Origin of the sequence: Variovorax paradoxus (genome assembly GCF_040544635.1) — a bacterium.
In the GTDB taxonomy this organism is placed as follows: Bacteria; Pseudomonadota; Gammaproteobacteria; order Burkholderiales; family Burkholderiaceae_C; genus Variovorax; species Variovorax paradoxus_R.
This window is the reverse complement of sequence record NZ_JBEPKJ010000004.1, coordinates 204,732-226,158: the sequence shown is the minus strand read 5'-3', so window position 1 is coordinate 226,158 and position 21,427 is coordinate 204,732. Positions and strand designations below refer to the sequence as shown.

The window sequence follows — 21,427 nt, the reverse complement described above, 5'->3', positions numbered from 1 at the left end:
GAAAAACGATCAAGCCGTCCGCAACTGCTCCCGCAACTTCTGCCCAATCTCAGGCCGCTCGAGAAACGGATCCGCCGGATTCTTGACCGCGACGATGTTCTCCATGCGGCTCCTCACATTGCCCAGCGCCTTCGGGTGACTGAACACGTAGAACTGGTTGTCGCTGATGGCGTCGAACACCTTCGCCGCCACTTCGGCCGCCGTGATCTTGCCGCTGCTCACCGCCTTGTTGCTCATGGCCTGGCCGATGAGCTGGCTCTTGGTGAGCTCGGTTTCCTTGGGAGCATTCGGGCGGTTGCGCTCGCTGCTCGTGATGCCCGTGGGCACGAAATACGGGCACAGCAGGCTCGCGCCGATCTGGTCGGTGACCAGGTTCAGGTCCTGGTACAGCGTTTCGGTCAGGCTCACCACCGCCGCCTTGGCGGCGTTGTAAATGCCCATGTTGGGCGGCGTGAGCAGGCCCGCCATGCTGGCCGTATTGGTGATGTGGCCGCGGTAGCCCGGGTCTTTGGCGGCAGCTTCGAGCATCATCGGCGTGAACAGGCGCACGCCGTGAATCACGCCCCACAGGTCGACGCCCAGCACCCATTCCCAGTCGGCCACGGTGTTCTCCCACACCAAGCCGCCCGCGCCCACGCCGGCGTTGTTGAACACGAAGTGCGGCGCACCGAAGCGCTCCTTCACGGCGGCGGCCAGTGCTTCCATTTGCGCGGCGTCGGACACGTCGACCTTGCGGGCAAGCACCTGAGCGCCGGCGGCTTCCATCTCGGCCTGGGCCTTGTCGAGCGCGTCTTGTTGCACGTCGACCAGCACGAGGTTCATGCCGCGCGCCGCTCCGATGCGTGCGCACTCGAGGCCGAAGCCCGAACCCGCACCAGTGAGTACGGCCGTCTTGCCCTTGAAGTCCTGAATCATTTGCCGGTGTCCTTCTTGCGTTGAATGTCTGTCTCTGACGTTGAAGGCCCTATTGAAATACGGAAAGCGCGCCGGCGCAGTCACGAAGGTGCCCGCGTCAACGCGTTTCGGGCCTCTGCTTTTTTCAGCACGTAACCGATGCGCGGGAAATGCACATGCACCGTGCCCACGCGCTCGCTGCTGCGCTCCAGCGTGTAGTGCGTGCGCGTGGCAGCCACCAGCGTGCCGGGGGTTTCCTCCAGGCCGAAGCTCTCGGCGCGAACAGTGACGGCGCTGCCCAGCGGAATGCCGTGGTCGTCCTGGAAGGTGCTGTCGGTGAGCAGCGTGTGCGGCGTGGCCGCCTTGGCAACGGCAATGGCCTCGTCGGCGCTGAACTTCTCGGGCGCACCGTGTGCAATGGCGGCCATGCGGTCCATCCAGTCGATCACCGCTGGCGTCAGGTCGAGGATGGTTCTCACCGATTCGATGCGGCGCGTGTACCAGAGCGGGTGGTAGGCCGAGAAATCGGCAATGCAGGGCGCCTCCCCCAGCAGGTAGGGCTTGTCGTCGAGCATGTCGGACAGGCGGCGCAAATACGACTTGTAGGCGCTGGTGGCGTCGGCCGGGCGCAGGCGCGCCATGTTGCCGGCGCTCATCTTGCCGCGGTCTTCGCCGAAGGCCTTGGCAACCTCGGGCGGCGCCTTGGCGAACACTTCGGCCGCACCTCGCGGCTGCAGGCTCCAGGCCATCGCAGCCCAGAACAGCGTAGTGTCGGCCCATTGCGCGAGGATGCGCGACATGCCCTTCTCCGGTTCGGGATAAAGCGTGGGCTCAGGCTGCAGGTGCTCCAGCACGTCGGCGATGAGCGCGCTGTCGCAGTACATGTCGGCCCCGATCTGCAGGAACGGCGTTTTGCGGTAGCCGCCCGTGAGCACCTCCACATCGGGCTTGGGCATGATCGGCGGAATGAAGACCGACTTCCACGGCAGCTTCTTGGCGCCGAGGATGAGCCGGACTTTCTCGGAGAACGGCGAGGTGTTGTAGTGGTGGAGGATGAGTTCGGGCATCGGGGTCCTTGTGGTCTTTTTTGAATTCTTCGGAAGTTCAGGAGATGCGATCAACAAGGGCTTGCACGCTCGATGATCGAATCGAAATCGGTGCCCGCGCCCAGCGTGCCGAAGGCATTGCCCCAGTCCCCGCCCAGGCGCGATTCGCAGAAAGCGCCGACGACGGCCGGCGGCGCAGTCTGCGCGAGCAACGCAGCTTGCACCGCCAAAGCCACGTCCTGTGCCAGACGGCGCGCCTCGGTTTCGGAAGCCATGGCCTCGATGCGCGCCGGCAATGCGTCAGCCAACCGGTCGAGTGCCGCGTGCTCTCCACGCGCGGGCGCCAGTTCCTTGGCAAGTGCCGCCACGGCATCGCCCTTGCGCAGGCCGCGCAGCAGATCGAGCGCCATGATGTTGCCGGCGCCTTCCCAGATCGAGTTGAGCGGCATCTCGCGGTAGATGCGTGCCATGGTTCCTTCGCCGCCCTCTTCCACATAGCCGTTGCCGCCCAGGCATTCCATGGCTTCCTGCGCGAAGTGGCTGCCGCGCTTGCAGATCCAGAACTTGGCGACCGGCGTGAGCAGGCGCGACATGAGCCGTTCATGCGCGTCGTCCTGGTGGTCGAAGGCGCGGGCCAGGCGAATGGCCAGCGCGGTCGAGGCTTCGCTTTCGAGGGCAAGGTCGGCCAGCACGTTCTTCATGAGCGGCTGCTCGACGAGCGGTTTGCCGAAAGCGCTGCGCTGCACGGTGTGGTTGATGGCCAGGCTCAGCGCCTGGCGCATCAGCCCGCTGGTGCCGAGCGCGCAGTCGAGCCGCGTCATGGTGCCCATCTCGAGGATCTGCGGAATGCCGCGGCCCTCTTCGCCCACAAGCCAGGCGCTGGCGCCGTGGAACTCGACCTCCGAGCTGGCGTTGGCCTTGTTGCCGAGCTTGTCCTTCAGGCGCTGGATGTGAATGGCGTTGCGCGTGCCCTCGCCCCCCATCCATTCGGGCAGCACGCGTGGCAGGAAGAAACAGCTCAACCCGGCAGGCGCCTGCGCCAGCACCAGGAAGGCATCGCACATCGGCGCCGAAAAGAACCACTTGTGGCCGGTAATGGCGTAGCGCTCGCCCCAGGCGTCGCTGCCTTCGCGCACGGCCTTCGTGGTGTTGGCCCGCACGTCGGAGCCGCCCTGCTTCTCGGTCATGCCCATGCCCATGGTCAGGCCGGGCTTGCCGTTGAACGGCGCAAGCGCCGGGTCGTACCAGAGGCTGCCGAGCTTGGAGCCCCAGTCGGCGTACACGCCGGCATTGCCGCGCAGCGCCGGCGTGGCGGCATACGTCATCGAGATGGGGCAAAGGACCGACGACTCCAACTCTGTGAAGAGCATGAAGCCGGCGGCACGCTGCACGTGCGGCGAAGCGGAAGTGCTGGTCCACGGCGTGCCGTGCAGGCCCGCACCCACGGCGGCTGTCATGAGCAGGTGATAGCTCGGATGAAACTCCACCTCGTCGATGCGCCGCCCGAAACGGTCGTGCGTGTGCAGCTCGGGCGCGTGGGTGTTGGCGAGCCGCGCATGCGCCTGCATCTCGGCCGAGCCGACGGTCACCCCCAGCTCCTGCAATGGCGCCACCTGCAGCTGCGGCGCATTGAACTTCAACGCATCGCGCAGGGGCCGGTTGGTTTCGAAGAGGTTGTAGTCCACCAGCGGCTCGGGCTGGTTGAACACCTCGTGCGTCGAATTCATTCGAATACCTCCGTGCTTCGCACTGCGGTGCACGCTTGCTTGGGGCGGCCCGGCGCGGCGTGCATGACCGGCCTTGCCGTGCGTTCAGTCCATCATCAGATCAGTTTGACCAGTTGCTTGCCGAAATTCTTGCCCTTGAGCAAACCCAGGAAGGCCTCAGGGGCAGCCTCAATGCCTTGCGCAACCGACTCGCGCGGCTTGAGCTTGCCGGTGGCCACCAACGTGCCGAGCTCGGTCAGCGCCTCGGGCCACACTTCCATGTGCTCGCTGACGATGAAGCCCTCGATCTTCATGCGGTTGATGAGGATCAGCGCCGGGTTGGTGAGCGGCAGCGGCTGGCCGTCGTAGCCCGCGATCATTCCGCACAGCGCAACGCGCGAGAAGGCATTGGCGCGCAGCAGCACCGCGTCGAAGATGTAGCCGCCGACGTTCTCGAAGTAGCCGTCGATGCCGTTGGGGCAGGCTTCCTTGAGTGCTGCGCTCATGCTCTTCACATCAGGGTGCTGGCGATAGTCGATGCAGGCGTCGAAGCCGAGCTCGTCGGTCACGTACTTGCATTTGTCCGGCCCGCCTGCGATGCCCACCACGCGGCAGCCGCGCGCCTTGGCGAGCGCGCCGAACGCGCTGCCGACCGCGCCGCTGGCGGCCGTGACGACCATCGTCTCGCCGGCCTTGGGCGCAATGATCTTCACCAGGCCATACCAGGCCGTTACGCCCGGCATGCCGACCGCGCCGAGGTAGTGCGACAGCGGCACGTGCGTGGTGTCGACCTTCTTCAGCGCACCGGGCTGCGAGGCGTCGACCACGCTGTATTCCTGCCAGCCGCCGAAGCCGACCACCTTGTCGCCTGCAGCGAACTTGGGGTGCTTGCTTTCCACCACTTCGCCGACAGTGCCGCCCTGCATTGTCTGGCCCAGCGGCTGCGGCTGCGCATAGCTCTTGGAATCGTTCATGCGGCCGCGCATGTATGGGTCCAGGCTCATGTAGTGGTGGCGCACCAGCACCTGGTTGTCGGCAAGCGCGGGCGTTTCGGCAGTCACGAGCTTGAAGTTGCCGGCAACGGCTTCGCCATCGGGGCGGTTGTCGAGGTGAATCTGTTTGTTGGTGGGCATGGAAGTCTCCGGAGAAATGCTGTCTGTCGTTAATCGGTAGAAGGCGGGCGCATCGCGTTGGCGCTGGCGGGGCCCGTGGGCAGGCGGCGCTTCACGTACTTGAAGGTGCCGGTGGCGTGGGCACACACGCGCTCCTGCTCGTCGTAGATCTTGGCTTCGGTAAAAGCCAGCGTCGCAGTGCGATGAATGAGCGTGCCGCGCGCATGCAGCGGGCCGACCGAGGGCTGCATGAAGCTGGTCTTCATCTCGATGGTGACCACGCCCGTCTCGGGTGCCACGCTGCGCGCGGCGGCCGCCATGGTGATGTCGAGCAGGGTCATGCAGGCGCCGCCGTGGGTCACGTCGAAGGTGTTCAGGTGCTCGGGCTTGGCGGTGTAGACGATCTCGGACTCGCCGCCCTCGAACTTCGTGAGTTCGAAGCCCAGGTGGCGCGCGAACGGAATCTGGCTCGTGTACGAGCGGATGTTGATGTCGGTGGAATCTTCAGTCATTACGCACCAAGCTTACGCACCGAGCACCACGCTGACACCGCCGTCCACAGCCAGCCACTGGCCGGTGATGTGCTTGCCGGCATCGCTTGCATACAGCAGGGTCAGGCCCTTCAGGTCTTCTTCGTCGCCAAGGCGGCCGAGCGGCGCATGCGAAGCCATTTTTTCCTCGCCCAGCGACTTGATCAGCCCGGCGGCCATCTTCGTCATGAAGAAGCCGGGGCAAATGGCGTTCACGTTGATGTTGTACTTGCCCCATTCGGCGGCCAGCGTGCGCGTGAAGCCGATCACCGCCGTCTTCGAGGTGTTGTAGGCCAGCGTCTGCATCTCGGGCGGATTGCCGTTCAGGCCCGCGATCGACGCGATGTTGATGATGCGGCCCGTTTTCTTGGGAATCATGTAGCCGTTGGCGACATGCTGCGACAGGATGAAATAGCCGCGCACGTTGAGGTTCATCACCTTGTCCCACGCCTCGACCGGGTGGCTCTCGGCCGGAGCGCCCCAGCTGGCGCCCGCGTTGTTCACGAGGATGTCGATGGCGCCCATGCGCTGCAGCGTTTCGTCGGCAAGGCGGCGCGTCTCTTCTTCCTTCGAGCAGTCGGCGGCAATCCAGCGTGCGTCGATGCCGGCGGATTGCAGCTCGGCCGCGGCCTGCTCCAGGTCTTCGGCCTTGCGCGAACTCAGCATGATCTTGGCGCCGGCCTCGCCCAGCGCATGCGCCATTTGCAGGCCCAGGCCGCGCGAGCCGCCGGTGATGAGAGCGGTCTTGCCGGTGAGGTCGAAGAGTTGCCTGGTGGTGCGGGGGGTCATGTCTGTTGTCTCCGGAACATGTGAAGGAAGGATGGGTGGCCGCCGCCGCTACGAGGCATCGCCGACGGCTTTGGCGGCGGCGAACTTGCCCGACGCCACTGCTTTTTTCAGCCCGCGCCAGTCGGCCTGGTTGACGTCGGCATAGGCCTCGGCAAAGTCTGCGAGAGCGGTGTTGAATGTCTTGGAGCGCCCGAGGTAGCCGGCGATGGCCCAGGCGTCGCCGCCCTTGGCATGCGCACGCGCCAGGCTGTAGCCGCAGGCCTCGGCAAACTCGACGAGGTCGACCGGCTTGAAGTCTTCGAGCTTGTAGGAAGCCTTCATGTCGCGCAGCTGGCGCACATAGAAGCCGCGTCCGCCAGACGCCTCGGCCCAGCCGAGGAAAACGTCGCTGGCAGCCTGTGCCAACCGCTGCCCGTGCACCACGCGCTCGCCTGGAGAGCCCGATTCCGGCGCCGGGCCCAGGTGCGCTTCCAGCACGGATTCACCGGCTTCCTTGCACTGCAAGAACAGGGGATGAATCTGGTCTGCCACCAACAGCAACAAGAAGCAGCGCCGGCCCACCGAACCGACACCGGGCGTCAGCACCGCAACGTCGTGCAGCTCGTAGCGGTCGAACAGACGCTGGCGCTCGGGCGTCAGGCTTGCGCGGTATTGCGCCAGGAAAGCCGGCAACCCGGCCCGAAAGCGGCCGATCTCGCGCGCGGTGGCCTTGGCGTCGTGGTACACGAACGGCGGCCGGTCGCGCACCATGAGACGGCCCTGAACCATCTCGGTCGCCTCTTCGGCGAACACGCGCGAGGTGCTGCGCCGGGCCTTCTTGATGACCGCGAGCTCGGTCGCATCCTCGGCGCCGAGCTTCAGCAGCGTTTGCGAGGTGAGGCGTGCGTACCAGGCATCCAGCGTGTCCATCCGCGCAAAGCGGCGCATGCGGTCACGGTACGCCTCGGCCATTTGCCGCACCGCGTCGCGCCCGACGCGCGGCTTGAAGCCCAGATCGCGCGCAGCCACGACAAACGAGGTGGCGAGCCGGCGCACATCCCAGTCGAAAGGGCCCTGCAGGGTTTCGTCGAAGTCGTTGATGTCGAAGACGAGGGAGCGCTCGGGGCTGGCGAAGAAGCCGAAGTTCGCGAGATGCGCGTCGCCGCACAGCTGTGTCGCGATGCCGCTGTGCGGCAGCCTCGCCAGGTCGTTCGCCATCAGGCTGGCAGCGCCGCGATAGAAGGTGAACGGGGTGGCCAGCATGCGGCCGTGGCGCACCGGCACCAGTTCGGGCACCCGGCCGCGATTGGAGGCCTTCAGCCATCCGAGCGGATCGCGGCCGGTTGCGTCGGGCTTGGGCGCATCCGCCCACTGGTCGAGCGCGCAACGGGCGCGCTGTGCCCGGCCGAATGCCCGCCGATCGGCCGGTGAAGCCTTGGCGTCGGGCGCGCGGAAATCAGACTTCATGGTCCATGCGCTGGCGCGCTTCGCGCACCGCACCGATGAAGGGTTTCATGAGCATAGGGCGGGCCTTCCTGCCTACTTACCGTCGAGGCGCGAGCGCACGTAGATGAGCACGACGCCCACCAGGGCAACCACGCCGCCGGGCACGGCCATCGACCAGCCGAGCGCCGGCTCGGTGCGGCCCGTGGCAATGCCGAGAATCACGAGAAACAGGCCGCCGTAGATCAGGATCCAGATCCACTTTTCGAGCCGCGCATGCGGCTTCGGTGGCTTGACGGGGTTGGGGGTGTTGTTGGGGGCGGCGTTGACCATTTCAAAAAGCGTCCTCTGGCAATGCTGTACAGGTGGGGTCGCGGCTTTCGACCACATTGAGCCAGGCACCGATTTTCGGCAGCTCGTAGTGGAAGAAATAGTCCGTGGCGCCAATCTTGCCAGCTGTTACCGCCCTCGCCTTTTCCGCGTCGATTTCCAGCGCGCGTCGCGCCACGTCCAGCCAGATCCAGGCCAGCACGGTGTGGCCGAAAGCCTGCATGTACGGCACGGCGTTGGCCAGCGCGTCGGCCGGGTCGCCGGTGGACCAGGCGGCCTCGGTCGCGCTGGCTATGCGCTGCAGGGCCACCTTCAATGTCTTGGCATGCGCCGCAAGCACCGGCACCTCGGCTGCGCGAGCGACGGTGTCGGTGATTCGGCCGGCCAGCAGTTGCAGGCCCCGGCCCTTTTCCATCAACACCTTGCGGCCCAGCAGGTCAGCGGCCTGAATGCCGTGGGTGCCCTCGTGGATCATGTTCAGGCGGTTGTCGCGCCAGTACTGCTCCACCGGAAAGTCGCGCGTGTAGCCATAACCGCCGTGCACCTGAATGGCGAGCGAATTGGCTTCGAGGCACCATTCGCTGGGCCAGCTCTTGGCGATGGGCGTGAGCACTTCGAGCAGCAGGCGGGCGTCGTCCGCGGACTGCGCGTCGCCGGTCTTCTGCTCGTCGACCAGGCGGGCGCAATACAGCTCCAGCGCCAGCGCGCCTTCGCAGTACGACTTCTGCGCGAGCAGCATCCGGCGCACGTCGGCGTGCTCGATGATGCGCACCTGCGGGCTGGCCGAGTCCTTTACCACCTGGCTGCCAGCGCCCGCGTCGGGCTTCTTCACGAGCCGGCCCTGCGGGCGGGTCTTCGCATAGTCGAGCGAGGCGTAGTAGCCCGCCATGCCCAGCATGGTGGCGGCCGTGCCGACGCCGATGCGCGCCTCGTTCATCATGTGGAACATGCAGCGCAGGCCCTTGCCGGGTTCGCCGACGAGGTAGCCCACCGCGCCCGCCTTGCCGCCGACCGGGTACTTGCCCTCACCGAAATTCAGCAGCGTGTTGGTGGTGCCGCGCCAGCCCAGCTTGTGGTTGAGGCCTGCCAATGCAACGTCGTTGCGCTCGCCGGTCAGTTCGCCGTTCGTGTTCACCATGCGCTTGGGCACGATGAACAACGAGATGCCGCGCGTGCCGGGCACCAGCTTGCCATTGGCATCCGGGATCTTGGCGAGCACGATGTGCACGATGTTTTCGGTCAGCTCGTGGTCGCCGGCCGAGATCCACATCTTGTTGCCCGTGAGCCGATAGCGCGGCCCCAGCGGATCGTTCTGGTAGTCATCGCCATCGGGCACCGCGCGCGTGGCCACGTCGCTCAGCGACGATCCGGCCTGCGGCTCGGAGAGGCACATGGTGCCCGCCCATCGGCCCGAAAATTCGTTCTTCGCGAACACCTCTTTCTGCATCTCAGTGCCGTGCACCATCAACAGGTTGGCGTTGCCGCTCGTCAGCATGTTCGAGCCGATGCTCACCGACGCCATCGCGAAGAAGCTGTTGGCCGCGGCCTGCAGCGTGTAGGGCAGCTGCATGCCGCCGATGTCGTAGTCCTGCGCCGCGCTCATCATTCCCGACTCGACGAAGGCCTTGTGCGCGTCGTGCGTCGCTTGCGGCAACACGACCTTCTCGCCGTCGAAGTGCGGCTCCTGTGTATCGACGATGCGATTGGCCGGCGCGTACTTTTCGCGCGCGATGCGTTCGCAGGTGTCGAGCACCGCGTCGAAGGTTTCGCGCGAGTGGTCGGCAAAGCGCTCGCGCTGGCTCAGCGATTCCGCGTCGAGCCAGTCGTAGAGCAGGAAGTCGAGGGTGGGACGAAGGCTCATGGCTGGATCTCGGTGTGAATGAACGCGCAGGTTCTGCGCCTGGAACACCGCGGAACCGGCTCAGCCGGGCCGCTGGTGTTGCCCCCGGAAGGGGGTTGGCGAAGGCGACACGCAGTGCGCCGCAGACTGGGGGAGAGTCAGATGATTTCGAACACGCCCGCTGCGCCCATGCCGCCGCCGATGCACATCGTGACCAGCACTTTCTTCGCGCCGCGGCGCTTGCCTTCGATGAGCGCGTGGCCCGTGAGACGCTGGCCGCTCACGCCGTAGGGGTGGCCCACGGCGATGGCGCCACCGTCCACGTTCAGGCGGTCACCCGGAATGCCGAGCTTGTCGCGGCAGTAGATCACCTGCACGGCGAAGGCTTCGTTCAGCTCCCACAGGTCGATGTCGTTGACCGTGAGGCCCAGGCGCTTGAGCACCTTCGGAATCGCGAAGACCGGGCCGATGCCCATTTCGTCGGGCTCGCAGCCGGCCACGGCGAAGCCGAGGAAACGGCCGAGGGGCTTCAGGCCCTTTTGCTGGGCGTACTTCTCGTCGACCACCACGCAGGCGCCGCCGCCGTCCGAGAACTGGCTGGCATTGCCGGCCGAGATCAGGCCGCCGGGCAGTGCCGGGCGGATGCCGCTGATGCCTTCCTTGGTGGTGCCGGGGCGGATGCCTTCGTCGTTCTCGACGGTGACTTCCTTGGTACGCAGGCCCATCACGGGGTCGGCCACGCCGGCCAGCACGGTGATGGGGGCGATCTCGTCCTTGAAGCGGCCGGCTTCCAGAGCGGCGGTGGCCTTCTGCTGGCTGGCGGCGCCGTACTCGTCCATGGCATCGCGGCCGATGTTGTAGCGCTTGGCGACCTGCTCGGCCGTTTGCAGCATGTTCCAGTAGATCTCGGGCTTGTGCTTCACGAGCCAGGGGTCGGCCAGCATGTGCTTGTTGGCTTCGTTCTGCACGCACGAAATGCTCTCGACGCCGCCGGCCACGTACACGTCGCCCTCGCCCGCGATGATGCGTTGCGCCGCGGTGGCAATGGTCTGCAGGCCCGAGGAGCAGAAGCGGTTGATCGTCATGCCCGAGGTGGTGACCGGGCAGCCGGCGCGCAGCGCGATCTGGCGTGCGATGTTGGAGCCGGTGGCGCCTTCGGGCGTTGCGCAGCCCATGATCACGTCATCGACTTCGGCGGCTTCGATGCCGGCGCGCGAGATGGCGTGCTGAACCGCATGGCCGCCGAGCGTGGCGCCGTGCGTCATGTTGAAGGCACCCTTCCAGCTCTTGGCGAGCGGCGTGCGGGCAGTGGAAACGATGACGGCGCTGGTCATGGTGAGGTCCTTTGAAGATGGAAGGGAAAAAGAGTTGTTGTCGTCATTGCGCCGGCGCAGCGTTGGTGTTGCGCAGGAGCTGGTGATAGAAGCCGATCATCTCGCCGTAGTTGGAGATGGCCAGGCGTTCGTTGTTGCCGTGGAAACGCGCGAGGTCTTCGCTCTTCATGCGGAACGGCGAAAACCGGTAGACGGCGTCGCTCACCAGGCTGAAATGGCGCGAATCGGTAGCGGCGGTCATGAGGCCGGGGGCCACCACCACGTCGGGGAACGACTGGCGCACCGCCTGCTGGATGGCGCGGTAGCCGGTGCTGTCCGTCGGCGACACGGGCGAAGGCTCGGAGTTGCCCGGGTAGCGCTTGATCTTGATTTCGTCGTTGCCGAGCGCCTTGCGCAGATGCGCTTCCACGCTGTCGATGCTGTCGCCCGGCAGGATGCGGAAGTTGACCGCCGCTTCGGCGCGGCCGGGCAGCACGTTGTCCTTGTTGCCGGCGCGCACGATGGTCAATGCGGTCGTCGTGCGCAGCATGGCGTTGCTGCTCGGGCTCTTCTGGAGCTGGCTGCGCACCAGTGGTTCGGTGAGCCACAGGTTGGAGAGCATCACGCGGTTCATGCTGCTCATCTCCGGCGCGAGGGCACCGAACATCTGGGCCGCCACGCCTTTGATGCCGCCGGGCATCGGGTTGGCTTCAAGCCGTGCAAGCGCGGCGCTCATGCTGCCGATGGCGCTGCGCTGCGGCGGCATCGACGAGTGGCCGGGGGCGGTGTCGAGCGAAAGAAAGAAGGTGCCGTAGCCCTTCTCGGCCAGGCCGATGAGCGCAGCCGGCTTCGAGAGGCCGGGCAGCACGCCGTCGAGAATCAGCAGGCCTTCGTCGAGCACCCAATCGAGGCGCACGTTGCGCGACTTCAGCAGCTCGGCAATGGGCTGCGCGCCGCGCAGGCCGCTCACCTCTTCGTCGTCGCCCATCACGAGATACACGGTTTGCCTGGGCTTGAAGCCGCTGCCGATCAGCAGCTCGATGGCTTCCATCTGCGCGAACAGGTTGCCCTTGTTGTCGAGCGTGCCGCGGCCCCAGACGTAGCCGTCCTTGATTTCGCCTGCGAAGGGGTCGACTGTCCACGCCTTCTCGGTGCCGGGCGCAATGGGCACCATGTCCTGGTGCGCCATCAGCGCGACGGGCTTGGCCGAGGCGTCGGTACCGGTCCATGTGTAGAGCAGCGCCCGCTGGCCCACCACTTCTTTCTTGAGGGTGGCGTGGACCTTGGGGAACTGCTGTTCGAGGTAGGCGTGCAGCTTGTCGAACTCGGCCAGATTGGCGGCCGGATCGTCGAGGCTGGAAACGGTGCGGATCGGAATCGCGCCGGCCAGCCGCTTGGCTGCGGCCTGCAGGTCCATCTCGAGCTTGGGCGCGGGCGCCACCGCCAGCTGCTGCGATGGCGTGGTCCAGGTCTTGACCGCCACGGCCGCCACCAGTGCCGCAAGCACCAGCAGCAGCCCGAGAAAGATGCGTTTCAACATAGGCGGTCAGGGTCCCGGGTGTGCTGTCAGCTGAACTGCTTGCCTTCGGCGACCAGCTTCTGGATCAGCGGCGCGGGCTGCCAGAACTCGGCGTCGTCGCGCGGGTTCCTGGCAAAGCGCTTCATGGTTTCGGCCACGTTGTACAGGCCGACCTGCGATGCGTAGTGCATCGGGCCGCCGCGCCAGATCGGGAAGCCATAGCCGGTGAGGTAAACCATGTCGATGTCGCCCGCCTTCGAGGCAATGCCGTCTTCCAGGATGTGCGCGCCTTCGTTGACGAGCGCATACACCAGGCGCTGCACGATTTCCTCGTCGGAGATCTTGCGCGGCGTGATGCCCAGTTCCTTGCGATGGTCTTCGATCATCTTGTTGACAAGATCCGACGGAATTGCATCGCGCTTGCCGGCCTGGTAGTCGTACCACCCTGCCCCCGTCTTCTGGCCGAAGCGGCCCAGCTCGCACAGCTTGTCGGCCGTGCGGCTGTACTTCATGTCCGGATACTCCACGGCGCGGCGCTTGCGAATGGCCCAGCCGATGTCGTTGCCGGCCAGGTCGCCCATGCGGAACGGGCCCATGGCAAAGCCGAACTTCTCGACGGCCTTGTCGACCTGCTGCGGCGTGGCGCCTTCGTCCAGCAGGAAGCCTGCCTGGCGCGAGTACTGCTCGATCATGCGGTTGCCGATGAAGCCGTCGCACACGCCCGAGACCACGGCCGTCTTCTTGATCTTCTTGCCAATGTCCATGACGGTGGCGAGAACATCCTTGGCCGTTTGCTTGCCGCGCACCACTTCGAGCAGCTTCATCACGTTGGCCGGGCTGAAGAAGTGCATGCCGACCACGTCCTGCGGGCGCTCGGTGAAGGCTGCGATCTTGTCGACGTCGAGCGTCGAGGTGTTGGAAGCCAGGATGGCGCCCTTCTTGGCCACGCGGTCGAGCTCCTTGAACACCTTCTCTTTCACGCCGAGTTCCTCGAACACGGCTTCGATGATCAGGTCGGCGTCCTTCAGGTCGTCGTAGCTCAGCGTGGTGCTCAAAAGCGCCATGCGCTGCTCGTACTTGTCCTGCTTGAGCTTGCCCTTCTTGACCTGGGATTCGTAGTTCTTCTTGATGGTGGCAATGCCGCGGTCGAGCGCCTCTTGCTTCATCTCGAGAATCTTCACGGGGATGCCCGCATTCAGGAAGTTCATCGAAATGCCGCCGCCCATGGTGCCGGCGCCGATCACGCCGACCGACTTGACTTCGCGCTTGGGCGTGTCGTCGGCCACGTCGGGAATCTTGGATGCCGCGCGCTCGGCCATGAACAGGTGGCGCAGGGCCAGCGATTCGGGCGTGAACATCAGCGACGTGAAGATGCGGCGCTCCTCGGCCATGCCAGCGTCGAACTTCATCTTGGTGGCGGCCTGCACGGCCTCCACGCACTGCAGCGGCGCGGGATAGTTCTTCGACATGCCGCCGACCATGTTCTTGGCGAACTGGAAGTAGGCATCGCCTTGCGGATGCTTGCACGGCAGGTTGCGCACCAGCGGCAATGCGTCGCCGCTCTTGCCGGCCACGCTCTTGGCGAAGGCCACGGCTTCTTCGAACACCGATTCGGGCGAGGCCGCGAGCTTGTCGAACAGCTTCTGGCCCGGCAGGCTGGCCAGCAGCTCGCTCTTGACCGGCTCGCCGCTCACGATCATGTTGAGCGCGATTTCCACGCCCAGAACGCGCGGCAGGCGCTGCGTGCCGCCGGCGCCCGGAATGAGGCCCAGCTTGACTTCGGGCAGCGCAATGCTCGTGCCGGGAGCCGCCACGCGGTAGTGGCAACCCAGCGCCAGTTCGAGGCCGCCGCCCATGCACACCGAGTGAATGGCCGCGACGATGGGCTTGGGCGAAGCCTCCAGAGACAGGATCACGCTTAGCAAGTTGGGCTCCTGCAGCGCCTTGGGCGTGCCGAACTCCTTGATGTCCGCGCCACCCGAGAACGCCTTGCCGGCGCCGGTGATGACGATGGCCTTGACGGCGTCGTCGGCATTGGCCTTCGACAACCCATCGGTGATGCCGATGCGGGTCGAAAAACCGAGACCGTTGACCGGCGGGTTGGTCAGTGTGATCACGGCGACATCGCCGAGCACTTTGTATTCAGCCGTCATGCTGCGTTCCTTGGTGTGTGAAGAAAAAGAAGAAAAAGCACGAGTGTTCTTTTTCGGGGATTCTAGGCGTTTCGCGTGGCCTAACAATGGCACGCAGTCGCTGTTGGGACAAGGGGATCCGGGGCGCGGCCCGGATCCCTCAGGGGCTTGTCAGACTTCGAGCCACTCTTTGCGAGTGGTCGCATCGGCGCGCAGGCTGTCGGGCGTGCCGTCGAACACGATGCTGCCGTGGCCCATGACCAGCGCACGGTCGGAGATCTGCATTGCAATGGTCAGCTTCTGCTCGATCAGCAGCACCGAGATGCCCTTGTCCTTGAGCGTCTTCAGGTACTGCCCCACCAGCTCGACGATCTTGGGTGCCAGGCCCTCCGTGGGCTCGTCGATGATGATCAGGTCGGGGTCGCCCATGAGCGTGCGGCACAGCGTGAGCATCTGCTGCTCGCCGCCCGAAAGCACGCCGGCCTCGGTGTGCTGGCGCTCCTTCAGGCGCGGGAACATGCCGTACATGTCGTCGAAGGACCAACGGCTTCCCTTGCCCGAGCCCTTCTGCCCCAGGAGCAGGTTCTGGTGCACCGTGAGCTTGGGAAAGATGTCGCGGTTCTCGGGCACGTAGCCGATGCCCATGTGCGCGATTTCGTAGGCCTTCTTGCGCAGGATGTCCTGCTCTTTCCATTGCAGCGTGCCCTCGGCGTGCACCAGGCCCATGATCGCCTTGGCGGTGGTCGAGCGCCCGGAGCCGTTGCGGCCCAGCAGCGCGACGATTTCGCCCGCGCCGACGTTGAAGGAAACGCCATGCAGCACATGGCTCTTGCCGTAGTAGGCGTGGATGTCGTGAAGCTTCAGCATTTCAGTGTCCCTGGCCTTGGCTTTGTGCATCGGCAACCGAAGAGCCGAGGTAAGCCTCCTGCACACGCGCATTGGCGCGAACGGCCGCCGGCGTGTCGAAGGCGATGACCTCGCCGTACACCACCACCGCAATCTTGTCGGCCAGCCCGAAGACCACGCCCATGTCGTGCTCCACCGTGAGCAGCGTCTTGCCGACCGTGACGTGCTTGATGAGCGAGATGAAGTGCGAGGTTTCAGTCTTGCTCATGCCGGCCGTGGGCTCGTCCAGCAGGATGACGCCGGCGCCGCCGGCAATGGTCACGCCGATTTCGAGCGCGCGCTGCTCCGCATAGGTGAGGTTCACCGCGTGCACGTCGCGCTTGCGCTCCAGGCCGATCTGCTTGATGAGCTCTTCGGTGCGCGCGTTGGCGTCGTCGAGGTTCGAGAGAAAGCGCAGGAAGGTGTAGCGATAGCCCAGACTCCACAACACGCCGCAGCGCAGGTTCTCGAACACGCTGAGCTTCGGGAAGATGTTGGTGATCTGGAAGCTGCGCGACAGGCCCAGCCGGTTGATCTCGAAGGGTTTTTTGCCGTCTATGCGCTGGCCGTTCAGCAGCACCTCGCCGCTGGTGGGCGTGAGGCGCCCGCTGATCAGGTTGAACAGCGTCGACTTGCCCGCTCCGTTCGGGCCGATGATGGCCACGCGTTCCCCGGCCTTCACGGCCAGGTCCACGCCGCGAATGATTTCGGTCTTGCCGAAGTTCTTGCGCAGCGCCTTCAGTTCCAGTGCATGGTGTGCGTTTTGCGCGCTCATTACGCCGCCTCCCGACGTTTGATTTCTGCTTCGATTTCTTCCTGCGCCTGGCCCCAGACGCGCACGAAACGGCGGCGTGCCACCTCCAGCGCAGCCAGTCCCACGGCCAGGATCGCGGCGGCGCCGAGCCAGCTTGCCGTGCCCGAGGTGTCGAGCGTCACGCCGAAGAAGTTCAGGTTGGGCCCGAGCGCCGAGTTCAGCTGGATGTGATAGATCATCTCGATGAGTGCGGCGGCTCCGACGACCACCGGCACCAGCGCCACCGCCAGTGCGACGTACAGCAGCCAGAAGCGGTCGAACTTGCCGAACTTGGCGACGCGCAGGTTCATCATCACCAGGCTGGCGATGCCGCCGGGCGCGAACATCACCATGAACACGAACACCAGGCCGAAGTAGAGCTGCCAGGCCTTGGAGAGCTCCGACAGCAAGATCGACGCGAACACCAGCAGCACCGCGCCGATGATCGGCCCGAAGAAGAACACCGCCCCGCCCAGGAAGGTGAACAGCAGGTAGCCGCCCGAGCGGATGGCGCTCAGACTGTCGGCCGCGTTCACGATTTCGAAGTTGATCGACGCCAGCCCGCCGCCGATGCCGGCGAAGAAACCGGCAATGATGAATGCGAAGTAGCGCACGCGCTGCGTGTTGTAGCCGATGAACTCCACGCGCTCCGGGTTGTCGCGCACCGCGTTCAGCATGCGGCCGAGCGGCGTGCCGGTGAAGGCATACATGAGCGCGGTGCAAACGAAGCAATACACGGCTATCAGGTAGTACACCTGCATCTGCGAGCCGAAGTTGAGGCCGAAGAAGGTCGGTCCGTACACGCGGTCGGTGGTGATGCCGCCCTCGCCGCCGAAGAAGCTCGGGAACATCAGCGCCATGGAGGCCACGAGCTCGCCGATGCCCATGGTGATCATCGCGAAGGTGGTGCCCGATTTCTTCGTGGTGACGAAGCCCAGCAATATGGCGAAGAACATGCCCGCCAGGCCGCCCACCAGCGGAATGAGCACCAGCGGAATCTGCAGCCCGCCCTTGCCGCCCATGTTCATGACGTGGATGGCAAGGAAGGAGCCGAGCCCGACATACACGGCATGGCCGAAGCTCAGCATGCCGCCCTGCCCCAGCAGGATGTTGTAGCTCAGGCAGATGATGATCAGGTAGCCCATCTGCGAGAGCATGGTGAGCGCCAGGCTGCTCTTGAACACCAGCGGCGAGATGATCAGCACGATCGCGAACAGCGACCAGATCAGGAAGCGCCCGATGTTCCAGGGCTTGAAGCGGTAGTACTGCGTCGGGGTCGTGGGTGTGGTCGTCGTCATGGTGTCAGTCCTCCCGGGTACCAAGAAGACCCTTGGGCCTGAAGATGAGGATCAGCACCAGGAACAGGTACGGCAGGATGGGAGCAACCTGCGAGATCGTGAGCTTGAGCAGCTCGTAGCCGAAGGTCTGGTCGGTCACGGTAAAGCCCAGCATCTGCAGGCCGCCGGCAAACGACTGGTCCATGGCCACCGCGAAGGTCTGGATGATGCCGATCAGCAGCGACGCCAGGAATGCGCCGGCCAGCGAGCCCATGCCGCCGACCACCACCACCACGAAGATGATCGAGCCGACCGAGGCGGCCATGGCAGGTTCGGTCACGTAGGTGTTGCCGCCCACCACGCCCGCAAGGCCCGCGAGCGCGGCGCCGCCGCCGAACACCAGCATGAAGATGCGCGGCACGTTGTGGCCGAGCGCCTCGACCATGTCGGGGTGCTTCAGCGCCGCCTGAATGACCAGGCCGATGCGCGTTCGCGTGAGCAGCAGCCACACCGAGATGAGCATCAGCACGGCCACCAGCATGATGAACGAGCGCGACTTCGGAAACTGCGTGCCGTACAGCGAGAACAGCGGCCCCTGCAGTTGCGTCGGCAGGCCGTAAGGCACCGTGGAACGGCCCCAGGCGAGCTGCACCAGTTCGAGAATCAGGTACGAAAGCCCGAAGGTCACCAGGAGCTCGGGCACATGGCCGAACTTGTGCACGCGGCGCAGGCTGTAGCGCTCGAAGGCGGCACCCAGCAGGCCGACCAGCAGCGGCGCAATGAAGAGCGCGGGCCAGAAGCCGATGATGTTCGACAGGGTGTAGGCGATGTAGGCGCCGAGCATGTAGAAGCTGGCGTGCGCGAAATTGAGCACGCCCATCATGCTGAAAATCAGCGTAAGGCCAGAGCTCAGCATGAACAGCAGCAGCCCGTAGCTGACGCCGTTGAGCAGCGAGATGACGAAGAATTCGACGTTCATCGGTCTTTCGTGTCGGTTGAAAAAGAAAAAGGCCCGAGTGGTGAAGTCGGGCCTCGACCGGTCAGCGCGCGATCAGGCGATCACGAGTTGTTGGGCCGCTTCATCTGGCAAGACGTGGGCGTGCTCGCAACGTAGGCCTCGTAGAACTTGACCGGCGCCAGCGTGTAGCCGGTGTTCTCCGGGCTGTAGGGGTTCTTGGCGTCGGTCTTCTGCCAGCGCGTGATCCACAGGCCCTGCTGCAGCTGGTGGTCGGACTTGCGCATCTCGACGTCGCCGTTGAAGCTCTTGAACTTCATGCCTTCCATGGCGGCCGCAACCTTGACGGGCTCGGTCGACTTGGTGCGCACGAAGGCTTCGCTGAGCATGGCGTACACCGTGTAGATGTCGGTGGTGTACATGTCGTCGTTGAACTTCTTCTTGAACTCGCCCATCAGCGGCTGGACCGGGCCCGGCGCGTTGTAGTGGCTGTAGCCCACCTGGTACACCTTGCCGTCCGAAGCCGCGCCCATGGCGGTCGGCGTGCCGGTCGTCACTGCGTAGTAGGTGTAGAACTTGACGTTCAGGCCCGAGTCGTTGGCCGACTTGATGAGCAGCGCGAGGTCGGAACCCCAGTTGCCGGTAATCACCGAATCGGCGCCAGAGGCCTTGATCTTGGCAATGTAGGGCGAGAAATCGCGCACCTGGGCCAGCGGATGCAGGTCGTCGCCGACGATCTCGACATCGGGGCGCTTGTCCTTCAGGTTCTGCTTGGCGAACTTGGAGACCTGCTGGCCGTGCGAGTAGTTCTGGTTGATCAGGTAGACCTTCTTGATGTCGGCCTGCTCTTTCATGAAAGCGGTCAGCGCCTCCATCTTCATGGAGGTGTCGGCATCGAGGCGGAAGTGCCAGTAGCTGCACTTGCTGTTGGTCAGGTCGGGGTCGACGGCCGCGTAGTTGATGTAGAGCACTTCCTTGCCCGGGTTGCGGGCGTTGTGCTTCTCGAGCGCATCGATGATGGCCAGCGCCGGACCGGAGCCGTTGCCTTGCACCACGTAGCGCGCGCCCTGGTCCATGGCCGAGCGCAGTGCGCTGGTGGTTTCCTGCGGGCTGAGCTTGTTGTCGATGGCGATGACTTCGAACTTCACGCCGGCGGCGTTCTTCTTGTTGAACTCCTCGGCCAGAAACTGGAAGGTCTTGAGCTGGTTGGTGCCGACCGCCGCCATCAGGCCCGACAGCGGGTCGAGCCAGGCAATCTTCACGGTTTCACCCTTTTGGGCCAGAGCGCCGGTGGCGGCTGCGGCAAGGATGGCTGCGGTAGCGATTTTCAGAGCGAACTTCACGATCTATATCTCCTGGTCAAACCGAATCAAAAAGCCTTGCACGAGCGTACAAGCGTTCACTGCCCCGCCCCTCAGGGAATGCCCGGAGGGGGTGGCCGCAAAGGCCCGTTTCTATCGCGCAGGCGACAGCGCATTTCTCCAATTACTACCCGCGGGTAGACAGCTTCTACCCACGAGTAGGAAATGCGTTCACAAAGACGCTCAAGGGCGCTTCATCTGGCAGGTCGTCGGCGTGCTCGCCACATACGACTCGTAGTACTTCACGGGAACGTTGGTGTAGCCGGTGTTCTCGGCGTCATAAGGGAACTTGGCGCTGGCTTTCTCCCAGCGCGAGATGTAGAGGCCCTGCTGCAGCTGGTGGTCGGCCTTGCGCATCTCGACCTCGCCGTTGAAGCTCTTGATCTTCATGCCCTCGAGCGCGGCCGCAACCTTGACCGGATCGGTCGACCTGGCCTGCACGAAGGCGGCGTCGAGCAGCGCGAACGTGTGATAGATCGACGATTGCGTCAGGTCGTCGTTCATCCTCTTCTTGTAGCCTGCGAGCAGTTTCTGGATCTCGCCGCCCATGTTGTAGTGGCCATAGGCCACCGTATAGATCTTGCCGGCAGAGGTGGCGCCCATGGCCGTTGGGGTGCCAGTGCCGAATGCGTAGTAAGTGAGGAACTTCACGTCCAGGCCCGAGTCGTTCGCCGCCTTGATGAGCAGCGACAGATCGGAGCCCCAGTTGCCGGTAATGACGGTGTCCGCGCCCGATGCCTTGATCTTGGCGATGTACGGCGAGAAGTCGCGCACCTGCGCGAGCGGGTGCAGGTCGTCGCCCACGATCTGGATGTCGGGGCGCTTGGTCTTGAGGTTTTCCTTGGCGAACTTCGACACCTGCACGCCGTGCGCATAGTTCTGGCCAAGGATGTAGACCTTCTTGATGTCGGTCTGGTCCTTCATCCAGGTGGTCAGCGCCTCCATCTTCATGGAGGTGTCGGCGTCCAGGCGAAAGTGCCAGTAGCTGCACTTGCTGTTGGTGAGGTCAGGGTCGACCGCCGCATAGTTCAGGTAGAGCAGTTCCTTGCCCGGATTGCGCGCGTTGTTTTTCTCGACGGCATCGATGATCGCCAGCGCCGGACCCGAGCCGTTGCCCTGGGTGATGTAGCGCGCACCCTGGTCCTGGGCGGAGCGCAGCGCGGCGGTGGTCTCTTGCGGGCTCAGCTTGTTGTCGATGGCAATGATCTCGAACTTCACGCCCGAGGCGTTCTTCTTGTTGAACTCTTCCGCCAGGAACTGCGTGGTCTTTAGCTGGTTGGTGCCGACCGCGGCCATCAGCCCCGACAGCGGGTCCAGCCAGGCGATCTTGACCGTCTCGCCCTTCTGGGCGAACGCGGCCGCGGCGCTCACCAGCATGGCGCAAGCAGCTACGGACTTGATGGCAAATTGCATGAAGAGTCTCCTGGATGAATGGCGGGTATGAAGCGGATGCCAGCGTACAAGCGCCCTTTTCTTCGCCGCACAGGGATTGCCCGGAAGGAAGGCCGCCGAAGCGGCCTTGC

General features: G+C 64.8%; 18 protein-coding genes. All 18 read right to left on the bottom strand.

The features are described 5' to 3' along the window. Positions 1–9 precede the first annotated feature (9 nt). The 18 genes from ABIC94_RS08720 to ABIC94_RS08635 all read right to left on the bottom strand — a co-directional run bounded on the left by ABIC94_RS08720 (position 10) and on the right by ABIC94_RS08635 (position 21,317). Positions 10–915 carry an SDR family oxidoreductase gene (locus ABIC94_RS08720; protein ID WP_354372620.1) on the bottom strand — a complete coding sequence of 302 codons (906 nt, stop codon included), beginning with the start codon at positions 913–915 and terminating at the stop codon, positions 10–12. Positions 916–995: 80 nt separating this feature from the next. Beyond that, a complete protein-coding gene (locus ABIC94_RS08715) occupies positions 996–1,961 on the bottom strand; it encodes a glutathione S-transferase family protein (RefSeq protein ID WP_354372619.1) in 966 nt (321 codons plus the stop codon). A gap of 50 nt (positions 1,962–2,011) precedes the next feature. Beyond that, positions 2,012–3,667, bottom strand: coding sequence for an isovaleryl-CoA dehydrogenase (locus ABIC94_RS08710; RefSeq protein WP_354372618.1), 1,656 nt, complete (start codon positions 3,665–3,667; stop codon positions 2,012–2,014). Between the two features lie 95 nt (positions 3,668–3,762). Further along, positions 3,763–4,779 (bottom strand): NADP-dependent oxidoreductase, encoded by a 1,017-nt coding sequence (locus ABIC94_RS08705; RefSeq protein ID WP_354372617.1) that lies wholly within the window; start codon positions 4,777–4,779, stop codon positions 3,763–3,765. A gap of 29 nt (positions 4,780–4,808) precedes the next feature. Next, positions 4,809–5,270, bottom strand: coding sequence for a PaaI family thioesterase (locus tag ABIC94_RS08700; protein ID WP_258506108.1), 462 nt, complete (start codon positions 5,268–5,270; stop codon positions 4,809–4,811). Between the two features lie 12 nt (positions 5,271–5,282). Further along, positions 5,283–6,077, bottom strand: a complete 795-nt coding sequence (locus tag ABIC94_RS08695) for an SDR family oxidoreductase (protein ID WP_354372616.1) — start codon at positions 6,075–6,077, stop codon at positions 5,283–5,285. Positions 6,078–6,125: 48 nt separating this feature from the next. After that, positions 6,126–7,523, bottom strand: coding sequence for a DUF2252 domain-containing protein (locus ABIC94_RS08690; RefSeq protein ID WP_354372615.1), 1,398 nt, complete (start codon positions 7,521–7,523; stop codon positions 6,126–6,128). A gap of 72 nt (positions 7,524–7,595) precedes the next feature. Further along, positions 7,596–7,832: a hypothetical protein gene (locus ABIC94_RS08685; protein ID WP_354372614.1), complete on the bottom strand. Its 237-nt coding sequence runs from the start codon at positions 7,830–7,832 to the stop codon at positions 7,596–7,598. A 1-nt stretch (position 7,833) separates the two neighbouring features. Next, positions 7,834–9,690 (bottom strand): acyl-CoA dehydrogenase, encoded by a 1,857-nt coding sequence (locus ABIC94_RS08680; RefSeq protein WP_354372613.1) that lies wholly within the window; start codon positions 9,688–9,690, stop codon positions 7,834–7,836. A 137-nt stretch (positions 9,691–9,827) separates the two neighbouring features. After that, a complete protein-coding gene (locus tag ABIC94_RS08675; protein WP_354372612.1) occupies positions 9,828–11,003 on the bottom strand; it encodes an acetyl-CoA C-acyltransferase in 1,176 nt (391 codons plus the stop codon). A 43-nt stretch (positions 11,004–11,046) separates the two neighbouring features. Beyond that, on the bottom strand, positions 11,047–12,522 hold the full coding sequence (locus ABIC94_RS08670; protein WP_354372611.1) for a M20 family peptidase: 1,476 nt from the start codon (positions 12,520–12,522) through the stop codon (positions 11,047–11,049). A gap of 26 nt (positions 12,523–12,548) precedes the next feature. Continuing rightward, entirely contained in the window at positions 12,549–14,654 is a 2,106-nt protein-coding gene (locus tag ABIC94_RS08665) for a 3-hydroxyacyl-CoA dehydrogenase NAD-binding domain-containing protein (RefSeq protein WP_354372610.1), read from the bottom strand. Between the two features lie 150 nt (positions 14,655–14,804). Continuing rightward, positions 14,805–15,500 (bottom strand): ABC transporter ATP-binding protein, encoded by a 696-nt coding sequence (locus ABIC94_RS08660; RefSeq protein ID WP_354372609.1) that lies wholly within the window; start codon positions 15,498–15,500, stop codon positions 14,805–14,807. Position 15,501: 1 nt separating this feature from the next. Next, the gene (locus ABIC94_RS08655; protein ID WP_354372608.1) at positions 15,502–16,293 is read right to left on the bottom strand and encodes an ABC transporter ATP-binding protein; all 792 of its coding nucleotides are present in this window, start codon (positions 16,291–16,293) and stop codon (positions 15,502–15,504) included. Further along, complete coding sequence (locus tag ABIC94_RS08650) at positions 16,293–17,609, bottom strand: branched-chain amino acid ABC transporter permease (protein ID WP_354372607.1); 1,317 nt, start codon at positions 17,607–17,609, stop codon at positions 16,293–16,295. Before ABIC94_RS08650 ends, ABIC94_RS08655 begins: the two co-directional genes overlap by 1 nt. Positions 17,610–17,613: 4 nt before the next feature. Then, positions 17,614–18,567 carry a branched-chain amino acid ABC transporter permease gene (locus tag ABIC94_RS08645; RefSeq protein ID WP_354372606.1) on the bottom strand — a complete coding sequence of 318 codons (954 nt, stop codon included), beginning with the start codon at positions 18,565–18,567 and terminating at the stop codon, positions 17,614–17,616. Between the two features lie 80 nt (positions 18,568–18,647). Continuing rightward, complete coding sequence (locus ABIC94_RS08640; protein ID WP_354372605.1) at positions 18,648–19,886, bottom strand: branched-chain amino acid ABC transporter substrate-binding protein; 1,239 nt, start codon at positions 19,884–19,886, stop codon at positions 18,648–18,650. Positions 19,887–20,087: 201 nt separating this feature from the next. Beyond that, the gene (locus ABIC94_RS08635) at positions 20,088–21,317 is read right to left on the bottom strand and encodes a branched-chain amino acid ABC transporter substrate-binding protein (RefSeq protein ID WP_354372604.1); all 1,230 of its coding nucleotides are present in this window, start codon (positions 21,315–21,317) and stop codon (positions 20,088–20,090) included. Positions 21,318–21,427 lie beyond the last annotated feature (110 nt).

Bases quoted from the DNA above. Each gene is read 5' to 3' on its own strand.
- ABIC94_RS08690 (WP_354372615.1), bottom strand. From the start codon at position 7,523: ATGAAGTCTGATTTCCGCGCGCCCGACGCCAAGGCTTCACCGGCCGAT.
- ABIC94_RS08645 (WP_354372606.1), bottom strand. From the start codon at position 18,567: ATGAACGTCGAATTCTTCGTCATCTCGCTGCTCAACGGCGTCAGCTAC.
- ABIC94_RS08635 (WP_354372604.1), bottom strand. From the start codon at position 21,317: ATGCAATTTGCCATCAAGTCCGTAGCTGCTTGCGCCATGCTGGTGAGC.
- ABIC94_RS08695 (WP_354372616.1), bottom strand. From the start codon at position 6,077: ATGACCCCCCGCACCACCAGGCAACTCTTCGACCTCACCGGCAAGACC.
- ABIC94_RS08700 (WP_258506108.1), bottom strand. From the start codon at position 5,270: ATGACTGAAGATTCCACCGACATCAACATCCGCTCGTACACGAGCCAG.
- ABIC94_RS08655 (WP_354372608.1), bottom strand. From the start codon at position 16,293: ATGAGCGCGCAAAACGCACACCATGCACTGGAACTGAAGGCGCTGCGC.
- ABIC94_RS08715 (WP_354372619.1), bottom strand. From the start codon at position 1,961: ATGCCCGAACTCATCCTCCACCACTACAACACCTCGCCGTTCTCCGAG.
- ABIC94_RS08720 (WP_354372620.1), bottom strand. From the start codon at position 915: ATGATTCAGGACTTCAAGGGCAAGACGGCCGTACTCACTGGTGCGGGT.
- ABIC94_RS08660 (WP_354372609.1), bottom strand. From the start codon at position 15,500: ATGCTGAAGCTTCACGACATCCACGCCTACTACGGCAAGAGCCATGTG.
- ABIC94_RS08705 (WP_354372617.1), bottom strand. From the start codon at position 4,779: ATGCCCACCAACAAACAGATTCACCTCGACAACCGCCCCGATGGCGAA.
- ABIC94_RS08650 (WP_354372607.1), bottom strand. From the start codon at position 17,609: ATGACGACGACCACACCCACGACCCCGACGCAGTACTACCGCTTCAAG.
- ABIC94_RS08675 (WP_354372612.1), bottom strand. From the start codon at position 11,003: ATGACCAGCGCCGTCATCGTTTCCACTGCCCGCACGCCGCTCGCCAAG.
- ABIC94_RS08685 (WP_354372614.1), bottom strand. From the start codon at position 7,832: ATGGTCAACGCCGCCCCCAACAACACCCCCAACCCCGTCAAGCCACCG.
- ABIC94_RS08710 (WP_354372618.1), bottom strand. From the start codon at position 3,667: ATGAATTCGACGCACGAGGTGTTCAACCAGCCCGAGCCGCTGGTGGAC.
- ABIC94_RS08680 (WP_354372613.1), bottom strand. From the start codon at position 9,690: ATGAGCCTTCGTCCCACCCTCGACTTCCTGCTCTACGACTGGCTCGAC.
- ABIC94_RS08670 (WP_354372611.1), bottom strand. From the start codon at position 12,522: ATGTTGAAACGCATCTTTCTCGGGCTGCTGCTGGTGCTTGCGGCACTG.
- ABIC94_RS08665 (WP_354372610.1), bottom strand. From the start codon at position 14,654: ATGACGGCTGAATACAAAGTGCTCGGCGATGTCGCCGTGATCACACTG.